At 40.1% G+C, this 19,144-nt stretch carries 11 protein-coding genes; 4 read left to right on the top strand and 7 right to left on the bottom strand.

The features are described 5' to 3' along the window. Window positions 1-12: 12 nt before the first annotated feature. The 7 genes from lacZ to PQ456_RS01005 form a co-directional block, all read right to left on the bottom strand. Window positions 13-3,096 (bottom strand): beta-galactosidase, LacZ type, encoded by a 3,084-nt coding sequence (gene lacZ, locus PQ456_RS01035; RefSeq protein WP_273614448.1) that lies wholly within the window; start codon window positions 3,094-3,096, stop codon window positions 13-15. An 800-nt stretch (window positions 3,097-3,896) separates the two neighbouring features. Beyond that, window positions 3,897-4,721, bottom strand: coding sequence for a carbohydrate ABC transporter permease (locus tag PQ456_RS01030; protein WP_273614447.1), 825 nt, complete (start codon window positions 4,719-4,721; stop codon window positions 3,897-3,899). Next, complete coding sequence (locus PQ456_RS01025) at window positions 4,714-5,616, bottom strand: carbohydrate ABC transporter permease (RefSeq protein ID WP_273614446.1); 903 nt, start codon at window positions 5,614-5,616, stop codon at window positions 4,714-4,716. Before PQ456_RS01025 ends, PQ456_RS01030 begins: the two co-directional genes overlap by 8 nt. Window positions 5,617-5,787: 171 nt before the next feature. Then, the gene (locus tag PQ456_RS01020) at window positions 5,788-7,071 is read right to left on the bottom strand and encodes an ABC transporter substrate-binding protein (protein WP_273614445.1); all 1,284 of its coding nucleotides are present in this window, start codon (window positions 7,069-7,071) and stop codon (window positions 5,788-5,790) included. A 762-nt stretch (window positions 7,072-7,833) separates the two neighbouring features. Then, on the bottom strand, window positions 7,834-9,624 hold the full coding sequence (locus PQ456_RS01015) for a cache domain-containing sensor histidine kinase (protein ID WP_273614444.1): 1,791 nt from the start codon (window positions 9,622-9,624) through the stop codon (window positions 7,834-7,836). A 251-nt stretch (window positions 9,625-9,875) separates the two neighbouring features. After that, a complete protein-coding gene (locus PQ456_RS01010; protein ID WP_273614443.1) occupies window positions 9,876-11,453 on the bottom strand; it encodes a response regulator transcription factor in 1,578 nt (525 codons plus the stop codon). Between the two features lie 264 nt (window positions 11,454-11,717). Then, window positions 11,718-12,350 carry a LysE family translocator gene (locus PQ456_RS01005; RefSeq protein WP_273614442.1) on the bottom strand — a complete coding sequence of 211 codons (633 nt, stop codon included), beginning with the start codon at window positions 12,348-12,350 and terminating at the stop codon, window positions 11,718-11,720. Window positions 12,351-12,558: 208 nt separating this feature from the next. Between PQ456_RS01005 and PQ456_RS01000 the strand changes: the two genes are divergently transcribed. From PQ456_RS01000 to PQ456_RS00985, 4 genes are all read left to right on the top strand, one after another. Next, on the top strand, window positions 12,559-13,098 hold the full coding sequence (locus PQ456_RS01000; RefSeq protein WP_273614441.1) for a TetR/AcrR family transcriptional regulator: 540 nt from the start codon (window positions 12,559-12,561) through the stop codon (window positions 13,096-13,098). A gap of 180 nt (window positions 13,099-13,278) precedes the next feature. After that, window positions 13,279-14,409, top strand: a complete 1,131-nt coding sequence (locus tag PQ456_RS00995) for an MFS transporter (protein WP_273614440.1) — start codon at window positions 13,279-13,281, stop codon at window positions 14,407-14,409. Between the two features lie 422 nt (window positions 14,410-14,831). Beyond that, window positions 14,832-16,079, top strand: a complete 1,248-nt coding sequence (locus tag PQ456_RS00990) for a hypothetical protein (RefSeq protein WP_273614439.1) — start codon at window positions 14,832-14,834, stop codon at window positions 16,077-16,079. Further along, window positions 16,076-19,102 (top strand): DEAD/DEAH box helicase, encoded by a 3,027-nt coding sequence (locus tag PQ456_RS00985; protein WP_273614438.1) that lies wholly within the window; start codon window positions 16,076-16,078, stop codon window positions 19,100-19,102. The genes PQ456_RS00990 and PQ456_RS00985 overlap by 4 nt, the downstream gene beginning before the upstream one ends. The last annotated feature ends 42 nt before the right edge of the window (window positions 19,103-19,144 follow it).

Below are 19,144 nucleotides of genomic sequence, written 5' to 3'. Positions count from 1 at the left end.
GTTGTATCTAATTTAGACTAGCGGGTGAATCGTAAATTCGAATGCTAACGGTTGATCCGCAGGAATCTGATACTCATCTAATACAGGAGCACCCCAGCTATCATCCCCACCTACACCCATTTGCTTGCCAGCTACAGTAACTACCGTATAGTACACATTTGGCAATTCATATTGATGATAAGCACTTTCTAATTCAAAAGCAGTATACGGCGAAATATTACATTCTACCGGTGCTGTCGACGGTGCTGTAATCCGAATCCCTTGTTTACGTTGATCGGTAATATCCACACGACGTACACCTGTGCGGTTACCGGATTCTTGCGGTACAACATAACCGGATACATTATCAGATGCTTGATTCTGGAAATGTGTTAAACGAGCACCAAATGCGCGGTCACTATAGTTCTCATCAGGTCCCATCGCATACCAGTCCAATTGATCATAATCTGCCGGTACTTTGAACGATAAAGCGAAGATCGGTAGATTCGCAAGTCCTGTCGCACCGTTGTAAGTAGACTGTACTTTCACACTTCCGTCTCCATACACAGTATAGGTTGTTGTTACTTTCAGATCAGCATGAATACTGAATCCATAATGGAATGTAACCGTTACATGGTCTGCTTGCTCATTCACATCAATACCTACACATTGACGAGCTAGACTAGCTGCAAACCAGTTCCCTGCATGGAATCCTCTAGCTGTTCCTTTATCATTATCTGTTGTTGCACGCCAGAACAATGGTGCGGGTGGCATAGAGATCATTTCACGTTGTCCATAACGTAGAGAAGTTAAGCTACCTGCTCCTTTAGAGAACATCACGCTAAATCCTGTACCATGTACACCGATATTCACATCACCATGCGCTACACGTAATGTACCTATAGGAAGTGCAAATTCTTCTTTTTGTTCCACGTGGAAAATATGTTGTCCAAATGCGACTTCATAACCAGCTTCTGCCCATAGTTCTGCTTCTTTCAGTACAAGCGACGCATGAATTACATACTCACCTGCTTGAGTATGCATATCTGGCAATACCCATTCAATACGTGCTTGTGATTGTGCATTGACTTGAACAGGCATCGTATTCGTATATACTTCTACACCTTCATGGTGAAGGCTATAGACGAGATTGTACGCATCAGTGCCGACAAATACATTTTCATTTACAATCGTAATCGCACTTACATCAGGAAGAAGTTTGATATTTTGGTATAAAAATTTCACTTCTTGCATTTTAGGAGAAACTTTACGATCGGCATATACGATACCATCTGTACAGAAATTATAATCGGTAGCACGATCATCATAATCGCCACCAAATGCTAAATATTCTTTACCATAACGATCTTCTTTCATGACTGCTTGATCGATATAATCCCAGATGAATCCACCTTGATACATCTCATACTTCTGTTCCAAATCCGTATATTTAGACATACCTCCAACCGAGTTACCCATTGCATGCATATATTCACAACTGATATATGGTTTTTGCGGATCATTATTCAGATACTCTTCCACATCAGCCACTTTGGCATACATCCGGCTTTCCATATCACTTGTTGCATCATAATCACGATTGTGGAATACACCTTCATAATGAACCAAACGTGTAGGATCAGTCGTACGGAAGTAGTTGGATACATTCAGAATCACTTCACCTGCATATGCTTCATTACCACAAGACCAGATCAGAATCGATGGATGGTTTTTGTCACGTTCTACCATAGAGATCGCACGATCCATAACGATATCTTGCCACTCTCGCAAATTACCTGGAACGTTCCAGGATGGCTCAACAGCGCCCATCTTCTGCCATGAACCATGACTTTCTAAGTTCATCTCATCAATCACATACAGACCATACTCATCACATAGCTCATACCAGAGCGTCTGGTTCGGATAATGCGATGTCCTTACAGCATTCATATTGTTTTGCTTAATTGTGCGAACATCCCATAGCATATCTTCTGCTGTAATCGCGCGTCCTGTACGAGCATTAAACTCATGACGGTTGACACCTTTGAACACAATTCGTTTACCATTTAAGCACATCACTTTGTTGATCATTTCAAAACGGCGGAATCCTGATTTCTGTGGAATCACTTCTACCAAACGACCGGATTCGTCATAAATAGAAATCAACAATGTATACAGATACGGATGCTCTGCGCTCCATGTATGTACATGATCAATAATGGTAGTAAGCTCTGCTTTTCCATCGACAAATGTAGCTTCAAGCGAACTTACATTAGCCCCTGTCGCATCTTGTACTTCGATCATTGCTTTTGCCGAGATCGCTTGCTCTAATGTTAATTGTACCGACAACTGACCTTGCGTATAAGCATCATCCAATCCAGCATTTACATGAAGATCGCGAACATGCACAGACGGTACAGTATACAAATACACATCACGGAAAATACCGGAGAAACGCCAGAAATCTTGATCTTCTAACCATGAACCTGTACTGCGTTGGTACACTTCAACTGCTAATTTATTTTCGCCTGCTTGAAGATAAGGTGTCAGATCAAAATCAGCCGGTGTGAAGCTATCTTCGCTATATCCGACAAATTGTCCATTAAGCCAAACGTAAAAAGCAGACTCTACCCCTTGAAACGAAATATAGATAGGCGATTGATCTCCAGATGGACGCTCTAGTAAATGTTGAGGCACTGTAAAGTACTTCACATAACTGCCGACCGGATTCGATTGAGTAGACAGACTATTTTCTACTGTAGCTGTCTCTGATGTGAACAATGGACGCAAATCTTCATGTCCATCCCATGGATACATTGTATTCACATATTGCATTTGTCCATAACCTTGTAGTTGAATATGACCCGGAACGGTAATATCTCCCCAACCGTCGCAAGCAAAGTCTGTTTCTTGAAATCCTTGCGGACGCGTGCTTGGATTGGTAGCATAGTTGAATTTCCAATTACCATTAAGTGAAGAACGAAGCTTCATATCGCCACGTGTCTGTGCTTCTTCTAACGTTTCATAATATTTATGATCTGAGTACGCTTTCAAGCGATTCACAGCAAATACACTGACATCGGTTAACCAGTCCAAACTAGGCTTTTGTTGATTCATGTCCATACCCCCGACTTTTCTTTGTTTTAGAGTGACTAGCGCTCCGGGGAATCGTTATTCTTGCCGCCGCTGGTAAAACTGGGATATCTTGATTAGACCACTAAGTGGTCGATATCCGAATTTTAAAGGCTCCTTTCAGAATAACGATTCCCCTCCGCTAGATGTAACTGCTACTCCATTTGAATGCGTCTCCATAGTAGAACCAAAACCTCAACCTTAGATCCTTACTTTAGAGTAAATGACCACTTTGGAGTTTTTAGCTCATATGCGCTTTGGCTATATGGTTTTTTCATTGCATAAAATAATGATGTTAGTCTCGCTCTAGCATTGCTATTCGCTTTAGCATCGATATAATGATGCCGCTGATCTTAAACTAATTCATTTCACGTTACTCTCAAAATCAAATAAACGTAAAGCATCAAACAAGTCAAAACCATAAAATCTTTTTAACCCTTGCATCCTTAAATCTTTTACTATTTTATTCTTTTATTCTTTTAATCCTAAATCCTAAATTCCAATTTAAAATTCCCCAATCCTTAATCCCTATATCCCTAACTCTCTAAATCTCCCCTACTACCTACTCGAAGTAAAATGAAATCTCTTTCTTGTGGACGTGGCAAAGTGGCTGTGATGCGGCGGAGCGGAGTCTAAGGAAATTGTCCTGAACGTCGCCTTTAAAGATAAATGCGACTGCCTGGCAGTCATTCAAAGCATTTATCTTTACCAGCGGCGGCAAGGACAATTCCTTAGACGAAGCGGTCCCCATCAACAGCCACAGTCCATCTCCACAACTGGGAGATTTATTTTACCGATCCAACCATTCCTGCTACGAAGTGTTTTTGCATTACGAAGAAGACAATTGCAGTAGGTAATGTAGAGAATACGATAGCGATCATGATCACACCATAATCTGGCGCATAACTTGATCCCAAGTTAGAAATTAACAACGGAATCGTTTGATTTTCTGGCGATTGTAAAACAACCAAAGGCCATAGGTAGTTATTCCAGCTCGACATAAACGTAATAATCGCCGCAGCAGCATAACTCGTTTTCATCGTTGGCATGTACACACGGAAGAATAATCCCAACTCGGTAAGACCATCCATACGACCTGCTTCAAGCAAGTCTTTCGGGAACATCTTGGTACTTTGACGGAAAAAGAAGATCAAAAACGCTGTTGTTACGGTCGGAATAACCACTGATGCTAATGTGTCGATACCGATCGTTGGTACAACATTACTGATTTTACCGAACATCCGATATAACGGAACCATCATCGCTGCAAAAGGAATCATCATCGATAATAGTAAAATGTTAAATACGATGTCTTTCGCTTTACTGCGGTATACTTCAAATCCATATCCTGCAAGAGAAGCGATTAACAATGCTAGAATCGTAGTACTGATCGAGATTTTAGCAGAGTTTCCGAGAGCACCCATAATATCTACAGAACTCGTTAATTTTTGGAAGTTTTCGATTAAATGTGAACCCGGTAACAATTTACCTTTGGTGACGTCTACCGAAAGGTTCGTTGAGCTGACGATCATCCAGAAAAATGGAAAAATAGAGATGAATGCGGCGATACTCAAGAAAATATAAGTGAAAAACGTTTTCGATTTATTCATTGCGATCACCTGCCACTCTGAATTGAATAAATGCTAAGATGATGATCATAATTACGATAGAATACGATACAGTTGCTGCATAACCAAAGTCTGCTGAATATTTGAACGACAGATTGTAGATATACTGCGAAATCGATGTGGTCGCATTACCTGGTCCACCTTTGGTAATATTGACGACTTCATCAAATAATTGCAGCGTACCAATTGTCGATGTGATCGATGTGAACAAAATAATAGGTTTTAGCATAGGAATCGTAATGCTGAAAAATTGACGAATTGCGGAAGCACCATCAATACGTGCTGCTTCATAAATAGAGTTGTCGATATTTTGTAATCCAGATAGATAGAAAATCATGTTATACCCTGTCCAGCGCCATGTGATCGCGATAATAATTGTTACTTTTGCCCAGAACGGATCAGCAATCCATTCAATCGGAGCACCAATCAAATGCAATTTCAGTAACAACGCATTGACCAAGCCATCGGAAGAAAATAGATATTTAAATACAACGGAATAAGCAACAAGCGATGTAATACAAGGTAAGAAAATAGCTGTACGGAAAAATCCTTTAAATCTTAAACGAGGGTTGTTCAGTAATACAGAGATAAACAAAGCAAGCACAACCATTAAAGGCACTTGGAAAATCAAATAAATAAAGGTATTTTTTACTGCAGTCAAGAACATATCATCTGTAAATAAACGAGCATAGTTATCAATACCGTTAAATTTCAGATTAGAGCCTGTTCCCGTTTGGAACGAAAGAATAAGTGCTTGAATCATTGGATAAAAGTAAAACGCACATATCATTAGAACCGCGATTGCAATAAATAACCATCCGGTTAAGCCAGCTTTGAAACGAGGGCCGAACTTGGATTGAGGTTGAGCTGCTTTCATTTCTTTCATCTCCTTTATATCGCTTGTGGGTTATTTTTTTTATTTATAGCTTAGATACGGCAATAAAACCTTGAACGGCGAAGCCCAAGGTTTCATTGCTGTGTCTATCGCCTTACGCCCAGCAAGCTTTCTCTATCCACTGCCTGAGCAGATCGGGTACAGTATGCTATTTTATTTCAATTGAGCTTCTGCTTGAGCTTGAACATCGTTCAATACGGAGTCGATGTCTTTACCAGCAAGGTAATTTTGTACTTCTACTGTCATGATATCTTCGATAGCATACGTGTGTAGACCGTAGTTTACGTTAGGAACTTCTGTTGTCCATTTTGCAAAGTCAGCATAGATTTTTTGTCCGCCAAAGAATTCATCTGCTTTGTCATAAGCTGAACCTGAAGAAGCAGATTTCAACGTACCGATAATACCAATTTTGTTTAACATATCTTGATACAATTCTTTATCAGAACCGAATGTTTCTTTCATAAAGTCTGCTGCTGTATCTTGACCATCAACGTTCATCACATACCATGAGCTACCACCGATGTTAGATGCGTGAACAGAGTTTGGTGTATCTTTCAATTTAGGGAATGGAACAACAGCCCATTTACCAGATTGTGAAGCTTCTGCTTTGATAGAAGGTGTAATCCAGTTACCTGTAGGAACAGATGCTACAGCACCACTGTTGAATGCAGCCAAGAATTGACTCCAGTCAGAGTTTGTTTTTACGATATTTGCATCAAACATTGCTTTGTAGTTTTCCATCGCTTCTTTCAAAGCTGCGTTTCCTGCAATGTTAGGAGTTTTACCGTCTTCTTTCAGATACCAAGAACCAGCAGATTGGATCATTGCACGAATCAATCCCAAATCATTCGGATCTTGAGTTAGCATATCTTTACCAGTTTTAGCTTTAACTGCTTTACCGATTTCGATAAATTTATCCCAATCGATATCTTGCATATCTTCAGGTGTGTAACCTGCTTCTTTAAGGTAATCTGTTCTTACGTACATACCTGTTACACCGGAATCAAATGGAACTCCATATTGTTTACCGTTGTAGCTTGTAGGGCCTGCTTTGTAGTCTGCGAAGTCTGTGCCTTTGATGGAATCAGACATATCGCGGAAAGCATCTGGATACGCTTGCAAGAAGTTTTGTGAACGATAATCTTCGATCAACACAATGTTTGGAAGACCTTTTGTTGTACCGGAGTTCAAACCTGTGTTTAATTTTTGTACGATATCCGCTTGAGCGTTTTCAACAATGTTGATTTTTACGTCAGGGTGTTTTGCCATATATCTTTCTTTAGCTAAATTCAATGCTGCGATATTAAAGTTAGGGTCCCATGCCCATACTGTAATTTCTTTTTTAGCTGGATCAGAACTTGCACCGCTACCCGAATTACTGGAACATGCAGATAACATGAAAACGGTTGCTAGTAAAAGAAACATCATTTTTTTCATTTTGTGTTCAACCCCTGTTCTTTTTTTGAAAGCGTTTACCATTTGGTATATTTATCTTAACACCTCTTAATTTGAATACGGTATGACTATCTTTGTAAGGATTTGTGATTTTGTTATATTTCAAATTTTTGATAGCGTTATCATTAGTAATATATTTGGATAATGGTAGAAATTAAACATTGGATTTGTTGGGGTTGGAAGTGGAACTGGACATAGGTAGACCGCTTTGGGGATCTATTCTTTCTTGGCGTCGCTGGTAAGACCGGATATCTTGAATTGACCGCAGGCGGTCGATATCCGAGTCTTAAAGGCGACTTTCAGAAAGAATAGATTCCCCTTCGCTCTGTGCTGGGAGGATTTTGGGTGGGTACTTAACTATGGGAGTGCACAAATCTGGTGTTTGGGTGGGGTGGGCAGGAAAGATGGGAGTAGGAGTTAGGTGGGTACGTCATTATGTGTTGTACTATAAAGTTCAATTTGTTCGGGTTTGTTTAGATTTGAATGTGATGGATGAGATTGAATGATTTGAATAGGAATATTTTTGGATAGAAAGATTATGGAGTGGTTTCAACCACAAAAAAAGATAGGCACTTGATTAGAAGTGTCTACCTTTTTTGTGTGGAATTATTTTGGGTTGGTATTTTCTATTGTTATTTAGTAAGGGATATGAATAAGAATAGACTAGCAAACAAAATGGTAAGAGATTGCTCATAGATCTGTAAGCAGATACGATGTTGTGAGTGTTTTCGGCTCTTTTACTTTTTACTGCTGTTCCAGAATTAAAGGCATGGTGATTTTTACTTTGGTGCCTTCGCCTTTGGTACTGGAGATTGTGACTCCGTATTCTTCGCCATACAGCAGTGTAATGCGGTTGTGGACGTTTTGGATGCCGATGCCTGTAAATAGTTGGCGTTTGCTTTTCGGATTCGGGAGCGGATTGTGTTCGCTCTCTGCGGAAAGACCTTCCATACCGTCTCCATTGTCGACCACTTCGCAGGTAAGTACGCCATCTGATTGTGAGACCATAATATAGATGATTCCATTTTGTTTCTCATTAAACGCATGGAAAAACGCATTTTCGATAAACGGTTGAATAATCAACTTGGGCACATGGTATTCGAGACAATCGGGCGACACAAAATAATTTACCTGTACACGTTGTCCATACCGCACATGATTGATAAATACATAATTTTTCATATTGCCGAGTTCTTGTTCAATAGTAATCGTTTCACTCACATTGCTGATCGTATTTTGCAATAACGAGATCAAAGCATTAATGGTCTCAGCGGCTGTTTCTTTGTTGCCTTTTTGCACCAGAATTTTGATCGAAGCCAGCGTGTTGTATAGAAAATGTGGATTGATCTGTCGTTGTAGTGCAGCCAATTCGGCATTCCGCTGATCTTTCTGTGTCTGAAGTAAACGTTCGATATAATCGTTCAGCTCATCAAGCATATAGTTATACGCACGACCCAGTTCCTGAACTTCATAACTTCCACTCACTTGAATATAATTGTCAAAATTCTTTTCGGTAATTGTAGACATCTGCTTCACCAGACGGGTTAACGATTGCGTCAATCGGCGCGAGATTAAAAATACGATCAATAGTGCTCCGCTGACAATCGCAATACAGATCAGCGCCACAGAGCGCACATTAATGATCTGTCCAACTGCAAATTCACGATCAACCAGATTGACCAGATAAAAATCATATTCAGGTACATAGTTCGATAAAATAATATGATCTTTGCCCATCACATCTGCATCCATATAATCCAGATGTTTTTTGTTAATTTGAGTCGCATAATTAAGCAATTCCGGTGCAAATGTACCGATCAAATCATCTCGATTACTTGATACAATCCGACCGCTTGCATTAACGATAAGAACATCATTACCTGTACTAGTAAAATTACTATAAAATCGCTTGAACTCTCGCTCTTGAATCGCTATATAAATCGTTCCGTACAAAAAATTACTGGTACGCTCCATCAATGCTTTGGACGCAATAATATAATGTTCTGGGGGTTGATGGATATCTGTCGATTCTTCATCATATTGATACATCAATCGTTTGGGTTCAGCAATCGTATTTTTGGTAATCGGGCTTTTGGTTAATGCATTCATCGGAATCGGCCAGTATCCATAATCAGAAGAATAGCCTCTTCCATTCACTCCGATAACGGTTACCCCTACTTCATAAGCATCTACATTCGATTTTATCTGCTTCATCTGTTGACCCATACTGAAATAAGAGCTGGCTGTGGCGACTGAATCCCCTTCTCCACTGGTGAGAAAGCTTTTGACTGTCGCTGTCTGAGACGCATGGCTGACTGCATTTACAATCGAATCGTTAAACGACTCAAAGCTTGTTTTGATCTGGTTCAATACTTTGGAATTGGTAATACTGAATGTCTCGGCAAATAACCGCTCTGACATTCGAATCGTTACCAGTGAAGTCAACAAACAAACAGCAATAATACTCACGACCATCACGATAAATAATTTAAAAAACAGACCTTGCTGTTTGAAATTGTCGATACTTTTTTTCATACTCATTCCCTTTTCTGTAACCCATTCATACATATAAAATAGTAAGATATTTTGCTTCGCAAAAATCATTCTCTTATTGAACTTGGTCGCGCTTATCATGCCAAGCGCTTGATGTAAGATATTTTGCTTTGCAAAAATCATTCTCTTATTGGACTTGGTCGCGCTTATGGTGCCAAGCGCTTGATGTAAGATATTTTGCTTCGCAAAAATCATTTTTTATTGAAATTATTAGCGCTTATAGTACCAAGCGCTTAACGCAAGTGTTTACGGCGGTATTGGCTTGGGGATAGTCCGGTTAGTTTTTTGAATACTTTGGTAAAATAACTAGGGTCGGAATAGCCTACTTTACTACTGATATCGGCAATCGTGAACTCGTCTTCTTTTAACATCGCGGCTGCTTTTTCAACACGAATTTTGTTCAGATATTCGCTAAATCCTTCTTTATTATGCGTAGTGAAATAGCTAGACAGATACGACGGGTTAAAATGAAAATATTGCCCTAAGCCTGTCAGACTGAGCGACTCTGCAAAATGATCATCGATATACTCCAATAATTTTTTCATATTAGAGTTACTATTCGGCTGTGTGCGTGCGGCAATCTGCTCATCCACCACTAGCAAAAAGCGATTTAGCAAATCGATTGCTTCATTAATGTGTACCGCTTCATTGATCTGTTTGAAATAATTATATTTCTCAGCATCCAGTTGTTCGATATCGTAATCCAGATTGCCGAGCAATGTAATAATATTGAATACGACATTACCTAGAAAAGACTTCAACTCAAATGGAGTCGAGACATAATTACCGGACATTGCTGTCACATACTGACGCAACTCTTGAAAAGCAAATTCAAAATGCTCTCGTTTCATTTCTTCGGCAAACTGCTTTAGATTAAATGCACCTTGTACTGCAACCGGTGGCGGAAGTTCCGACTCTAACATCAGTCTGCGATCCGGGAAATAAAAGCGATAATCTAACAATCTCAAAATCTGTTGATGATACACTGGATCAATCTGTTCAAATACATCAAACGGATCACTCATTACCCAGCCGATTTGCGGAGATTGGGTATAGATATCATCTGCTAATTTCTGAATAACAGTTACCAATCTAGCATATTGCGATGCTTCCAGGTTAACTAGAAACACAATTAGACCGGAATCACTAACCGGTGCAGGTCGAAATACAATCGATGTCCCTAACGATTCAAGCACTTCTGCCAGTCGCATGCCTAAAGTAGATAAGTGACTTTGTACCGCAGCAGATGTGTGATTGTTGGCGATATAACCGGAAGGCTGAACCCCGATCAGACAATAATGATCATACGGAAAAGCTTGCTTGATCAGTTCTTGTCCATAATTCACTTCATAGCCAGAGATCACTTTTTCAATAATATGGTCAATTGATAATAACTCTTGATCATTGTGTTCATTATATTGAAGAGATGGAATACGGCGTGCAGTCTTTTGTAATACCTGCAACAGTTCTTGCGTTTCCAACTTCGGTTTTAAAATATAATCAGCGACCCCACTTTGAAAAGTAGATCGTACATAGCTAAATTCTCCATAACTGCTCAGTACGATCACTTCAATATGAGGGTACCGTTGCTTCACAATTCGCGTAAATTCTTCCCCATCCATAATAGGCATCACAATATCTGTTATCACAATATGAGGTTGCAATTGATCCACCAATTCAAGCGCTTCTTTTCCATTAGAAGCTTCCCCTACGATCTGAAATCCATGTTGTTCCCAGACCATATAGTGTTTGATGCCTTGTCTTACCAGAATTTCATCATCTACGATCAAAATTCTACATAGTTCTTTCATTATGACACTCCCTATATAACTCTACTGAAGACTACAAGAATCTTACAGAATACCATTTATGGTAGCGTTTACAAACGTATAGTTTATTATTTATCTATTTAGTATTTTTATGCTAACACAGAATAGAGAATCGTGGGACAAAATATTTGAATATTCATAGATGCCGTAATGAAGAGCTGTACTATAAATCAATAAAAAGTATTTCTATACCAAGATCATTCATATCATACACACAATATAAAAAATAGCATTAGATCGCTGATATTACTTGCGATCTAATGCCATTCTTGCTGCTAGAGCTGTCAGTACACTTGCCATTACCCAGCGCTGAACTCTTAGCCAGATTGGGCGTTTGCCAAACCACGATACTACCTGACTTGCGACAAGTACGATCAATAGATTGATAATAAAGCTAATACTGATCTGAATCAGACCCAGAGTCGCACTTTGCATCAATACTGATCCACGCGTAGGATCGATAAATTGTGGTAATAAGGAGACGTATAATACGGCTGCTTTGGGATTAAGTAAATTGGTCATAAAACCCATCATAAATAGCTTTTTAGGAGACTCAATTGTTAACGCTTGAGGTTCTAATATATTGCGATCACTTCCTGGGCGAATCGCTTTCCATGCTAACCAGAGCAAATATACAGCCCCTGCCCATTTAATCATCGTATAGAGCACGGGAACCGTTAGAAATAGCGCAGATAATCCCATCATAGTGGCTACAATATAGACAACAAAAGCAAGCACTACACCGAATAATGAAATGACTCCTGCTACTCTTCCTTGTGTTACCGAACGTGAGATAAGATAGATCATATTAGGACCTGGTGCACAGACCATCCCCAAAGCGACCGCCGCAAAAGCAATCATCGTTCCAAAGCTTATCATATCCATTTCTCCTTTACCGTTTAATCAGTCGATCTCAAATAATGATAATAAACATAGAACGATTACTACTTATACATACATATGTAAGATTGCTATAAAGTATACGCTTTTGCTACCCATCTGTTAACCTTTATGTTAGTTATTTGACAATAATTGATTATTCCTGCACAATAAATATAATGATCGTTCTATATAAGGAGGGATATAAGTGAGCAAAAAAAGAGAAACATTATTAACGGTAGCGGAAAAGCTTTTTTATGAACATGGATTTCATGCGATTGGTCTGAAGCAGATTATTACAGAAGCAGATATTGCGATTATGACGTTATACAATCATTTCGCTTCCAAAGATGAATTGATTGTAGAAGTGTTAAAGCGACGTGAACAACAATATATGGAGTACCTGCACCGCTTTCTCACCGATGATCGTGAAGCGATTTTGCTGAATCTAGCTAAAGGACATGCCCAACGATTGATGGATATTCAATCTCGTGGTTGTATGTTTTTACGAGCTAAAGAAGAATTTGCAGGTGATCCGGCTCATCCGGTCGTGCAGACTGTTAACCGTCACAAAGAAAATGTGATGAACTTTATCAAGCAACTGGATTCTTCTTTAACACATCAACAGATTCTGCAATTTTCCCTTTTATTAGAAGGCTCTACTGCACTTGCTGAAACGGAAGATACAGCAACTGTCTGTGCTCAATTTATTGATATGACTGAAAAGCTATTTGTACGTGTAGCTTAAATAGAACCTATACATGATGATCAACAGACACTGCCTCATTATATGCTGTCTATTTGACTACTTATTTGATCATAAACACGAGTCATAAACACCAGTGAGTATAAAGATACTCACTTTTTATTTCATTATAAGTATAATGATCGTTCTATATATTTTATATACATAAAGGAGTGTTACGTGATGAATGCTAACAAGATCATTTTGCCGGGTATAGCGATGATTGCGGTTTGTTACACATTAGGTCGATATAGCTTTGGATTGTTTTTACCTGAAATTTCGCACTCCCTTTCTTTATCTGCAACTGATGCAGGCTCAATCAGTTCAGTAATGTATATTGCTTATTGTCTAGCGCTGTTGACTGCTCCGTGGTCGATTCAGCAATGGGGACATTATCAAATTATTCGCTTGAGTGGTCTAAGTGTAGCGGTCGGTATAGCTGGCGTAGCATTAGCACCCAATGTATGGATATTAACAATAAGTCTATTTCTTGCTGGATGGAGTACAGGCTGGATCTCTCCTGCTCTAGGTCATGCGGCTTCTACTGAATTATCGGTGGCAGATCGGGATCGTGGCAATGTATGGATCAATAGTGGAACAAGCTTTGGGATGGTGTTATCCGGTCCTATTGCGTTGTTATTTACCGAGTATTGGCGTTTGAGTTATGGATTATTTGCTGTTATTGCTATCTTGACTCTTTGGTGGAATAGTAAAAATATACCGAACCGCAGACAGACTGACTCTACATCATCTCCTATGCAAAAAATACAAATATTTCAGCCGCATAGTCTAGCATTATTTGTAGGTTCTTTATTCATTGGAAGTAGTTCTGCTATGTATTGGACTTTTGCACGTAGCTTTTTGACTGTAGAACAAGGAGTATCTTACACAACAGCGATCTGGTTTTGGATTGTAATGGGGGCATCCGGTATGATCGCCGGCGGTTCTGGATCATGGATTAATCGCTTAGGGCTGGCAAAGTCTTATCGGTTAGGTATGCTCATGATGGCATTAGGAACCGCAGTGCTTATCGTACCCTCGATCGGATATAACTTTGCATCCGCTATTTTATTTGGTAGTTCATTTATCTTTTTGAGCTGTATCTGTATGGTATGGGCAACACGAATTTATCCTGAGCAACCTTCGATGGGCATTAGTCTATCTTTTTTACTGCTTGGAGCCGGTCAATTTATAGGTTCTTTACTCGCTGGTAGCGTGATTGATCTATTTTCGTATCCGATCGGATTTGCTATATTTGCAGGACTAGGACTGGTTGGTCTTACAATTAAAATCCGCACAAATACAAGCTATTAATTTACAACAATCAGCGCTAAGTAAGCTTGCTTTTGATCTCTCTTCCAATCATCTTAAAGCTCACCAACAACAGATGATCCAATAACAAAAAGAACATTTACTTCCTTCGCCGGAAAACCTGTTGATCGACGACCTTTTATAAAAGCTAGATCATCCTTGATTGCACACAATAACCAATATCTGTAGATATATAATCGACTGTATCAAAGACATCGTAGGATGTCTTTTTTTGGTATGTAAATCATGCTTATTCCTGTCTAGGATTCGATAGGTCATGATATAATGAGAACATATGTTTATACTGGTAAACTCTTATGTGTTAAAAAGCTGATACTACTATAGTATGCTTTGCAAAAATCACTTTGAATTGCACTAGAAGAAGTCGAATCGATTTTGAACAAGTGCTTAGGAGAATAAAGGATATGACGTTGATATTAAATCTAAAAAAAGATATAGATATACATGTACAACAATGGCATCAACAGTTCGCTGAAGATATCGCACCACTCGGGCAAGGGATTCGTAATGTGCAGTATACAACAGAAGCGTTGACGCTTATTTTCCAAAAAGAATTACCCTCTGATCCTGTAGAACAAGCATTATTCAAGCTAAATGCTTATTTATATATGCTACAAATCGTCGTTCAACCTGTGCAAAATCATCTAAGTCGCACCATGGCATCGCTCGGTTATCATACTCATTTGGCTGTAGCTGAATTGCAGAAATCGTTACAGCATCTTTTCGCAGAATCGCTACACCTGACCGATTCTCTAACCGTAGAACAAAGTAAACTTTTAAGTGGAACCTTGTCTTATATTCGCTTAGAAATGCTGAGTGAATCACGAGATTCGTTTACTTTTTTAGATAGCTATATACGACTCTGGATGATATCTATAGTGGCTGACTCCACCTTGAAAGATAAGGAACAACTACTACAAGCGGAAGTCGAGCTGTTAGAACAACTAGAACCGCGATCCGGTCATTCCGCACTCAAGCAAGCATGGTGGTTAGCACAAAGTTATATTCATTTTGAACGTGGCGCCGAGCATGATGAAGTTGCACTTGCTCTAATCCATACCGCAGCTACCAAGCAAGATTTTTATCCTGATCGGTTACCGGATTATCTGGAACGTTTGACTCAGCAAGCACAGTGGCAACGGTTAGCCCACTGGCTGACTGAACTTGCCGATGTATTGCGTCAACAACAGTCAAATTTACAACATTACGCTTCTTACTGGGAGCAAGTGATTGCAGAACTTCCAGCAGAAGAACCCCAGATGTGGATTGCACTGGAAAAGTTATTGCCTGTCGGCGGACGCATTTACGAAGAAAAATTATTAGCTTATGGCAAATGGCAATTATGGATGGATTATCAGTTAGCGGCTGGCAATGATCCTGCCAATTACAAAGTGACCGAACTGCAACCCTTAGAAAATAATGCACCAGAGATGTTGTTGCCTTTTTACCATCAAGCGGTAGAGCGTCATATGGCACACAAAAATAGGCAAGGCTACAAAGCGGCAGTCAAATTACTCAAACGCCTAGCCAAATTGTATAAAAAAATAAAGCAAGAACCACGCTGGACTGATTTTATCGAGCAATTTGCTCAGCGTCATAGTCGCTTGCGTGCACTTCAAGAAGAATTGCGGAAAGGAAAGCTGATACCATGAGTCATTATATTCAACACATCACTGTCCAGATGGGACTCAGCGAGTATGGCGATGCTCTAATCTACGGTTCCAAAGAAGCTTATGGATTTGTACCTGCTACTTATCTCAAGCATCTGCTATTTGCATGGCATGAAGATTCTTTTTACGGGACAGAACTTGAAGTAGAAGAAACACCGGAAGTAGAACTGATTGTATTGCCTGCTGAACAGGTTATTCCTTATTTTGCATCTGCTCCTTTACTTCATCATGTGCAGTGGAATTGGGAAGGTGAAACTGCTCAGATTCGCAAGTTAGCTCCTTATCTGGAGCGCTGTCTGGACGAACGTAAATATCTACCGAGTCTAGCCTCGTATCGCAAAGGCAAATTGCAGTGGAGCTGGGATCAAGATGTGCTGTTAGAATGGGCGCAGGAAGACGGAGTTGAACGTGATATTCGGGCTTTGCTCAAAAATTCGTCTCAACTGCAATTCGTTCAAGGACTACAAGCGGCATTCTCTGCTACTGTATTCCGCCAATATTACAACAGTGAAGCAGAAGCCGCTGATCTACGGCGGGAATATCCGCAGTTATTTGATCGTAACCAGAGTACAGCCGGACTAGACGAAGAAACATGGTTAGTCTCCATCGGTTGGAAAAGCGACACGGCTCCTTTTCGCCCGGCACTTCAATTGCTAGAACCGGAAGATGCTAACAGTGGCTGGCGATTACAGTTTGTACTGCAAGACAAAGCCGATGAAACGGTGCTTGTGCCTGTACAATTGGGAATTGACGGACATGTTAATGGAAAATGGCCTGAACAATGGAATATTCATGTGCAAGATCGGGCTTCTGGCTGGCTAGAACATCTACGAGCTACTTTACCAAGAGCACAATTCGCCGAAACGTCGGATATTTTACAGCGTCCGATGAACAATGAAACAGCATGGCGCTTTCTGACGACAGAAAGTAATCGATTGCTTCAAGCTGGCTGGTTAGTGCTACTGCCCGCATGGTGGGAAGCGGCACGACGTAAAAAGCCTAAATTACGTGCTAAAGTCAGCGAAGAAAAAGAAAAACGAGATGGCAAATCGTTTTTTGGCTTAGATGCATTGATCGATTTCGATTGGCGTGTCTCAATTGGAGATACCGATCTTTCAGAAGAAGAGTTCCTCGAACTTGCGGCTCGTAATGAACGATTGGTACTTTTCCGTGGACAATGGATTGCACTTGATCCTGAATTGTTAGAGCAGATTCGGCGTGCAATGAACGGGATTGATAAGCGCCGTGGACTTTCTTTTCAAGATGTATTGCAACTTCATCTGATGCGTCAACATCGAATAGCTCAAGCAGCGGAAGAAGAAGCTATTGAAGAAGAAAGTACGCGTGTAGAATTGGAAGTGGAACTTAATGAACATCTCACTTCGTTAATCGAAAAGATTAATCAGCAAGTAGATCTTCCACTCACTCCGATTCCAGCAGGATTACAAGCGCAATTACGTCCTTATCAGCATGAAGGATATTCATGGTTATCTTTTCTAAGAAAATTCGGCTTAGGTGCTTGTCTAGCAGATGATATGGGACTCGGTAAAACGGTGCAATTAATCACGTATTTACTGCATATTAAAGAACATGCTGAGATTGCTATTCATCAACTAGCCGAGCAATTTCACCAAACCGAAGAAATGCAAAATATGCATCAGGAGACGATTTTCAGCCCGACCTCTCTTGTCATCTGCCCTACTTCTGTACTTGGGAACTGGCAAAAAGAAATCAGTCGCTTTGCGCCTTCCCTTACTGTGGCGCTTCATTATGGAAGTAAACGTCGTTCGGGAGCGGAGTTTCAGCAATTGATCGATCATGCCGATGTGATTTTGACTTCATACGCGACAGCTTCACTGGATCAAGAACTGCTCCAAAGCTATACATGGGCAACTATCTGTCTGGATGAAGCGCAAAATATTAAAAATGCGCAGACCAGACAATCGCAAACGGTTCGTAGTCTATCCGCTATGCACAGGGTAGCATTAACCGGTACACCGATTGAAAACAGATTGGCTGAGTTATGGTCGATATATGACTTTATTACGCCAGGGTATCTAGGAACAGCCAAAGGGTTTCAAGAACGGTTTAGCAATGCGATCGAAAAAGATCATGATGAAGAACGAACTTTACATTTGCAACGACTGGTCAAGCCATTTATGTTGCGACGTACCAAAAAAGATCCTAATATTCAATTGAATTTGCCTGAAAAAAATGAAATGAAAACTTATATTCATCTGACTGCTGAACAAGGGGTATTGTACGATCAAGCGGTTAACAGCTTAATGCAACAGATGAACAATCTGGATGGTATCAAGCGCAAAGGCGCGATTCTGTCTGCGCTCACCCAACTCAAGCAATTATGCGATCATCCGATCCTTGTGACCAAAGAAGCGCCTCCTGAACCGGAAAAAGGTAAACGATTCAATACCGAAGCTTGGATCAGTCGTTCTGCCAAATTGGAACGCTTGCTAGCAATGGTCAAAGAATTACGTGAAGAAGGCGAACAGTGTTTGATTTTCACCCAGTATATTGGGATGGGTCAGTTGATGCAGAAGATTTTGGAAGAAGAATTGCAAGAAAATGTATTGTATTTGAACGGAAGCACCTCCAAAACAGCACGCGATCGCATGATCGAGCAATTCCAAGCACCTGCCGTCGAAGGCGATTTCACCAAGCCATCTGTCTTTATTTTATCACTCAAAGCTGGTGGGGTCGGTCTGAACTTAACGGCTGCTAACCATGTATTCCATGTGGATCGCTGGTGGAATCCTGCAGTCGAAAATCAAGCCACTGACCGAGCCTATCGGATGGGTCAGACTCGTGATGTACAAGTACACAAATTCATCTCCCTCGGTACGCTAGAAGAACGAATTGATGAGATGTTGGAGAGCAAGCAACAGTTAAGTGATAATGTTATTTCTAATTCAGAAGGCTGGATCACTGAATTGTCTAATGATGCCCTTAAAGACTTATTTGCGTTACGTCGTGAATGGGCGGAATAAATAAAGCAATAAAATAGATACAGCAAAAAGAGACCTGTTAGT

Source organism: Paenibacillus kyungheensis (assembly GCF_028606985.1).
Taxonomy (GTDB): Bacteria; Bacillota; Bacilli; order Paenibacillales; family Paenibacillaceae; genus Saccharibacillus; species Saccharibacillus kyungheensis.
Note: the sequence above shows the minus strand (reverse complement) of the source record. Positions and strands in the feature narration are given on the sequence as shown.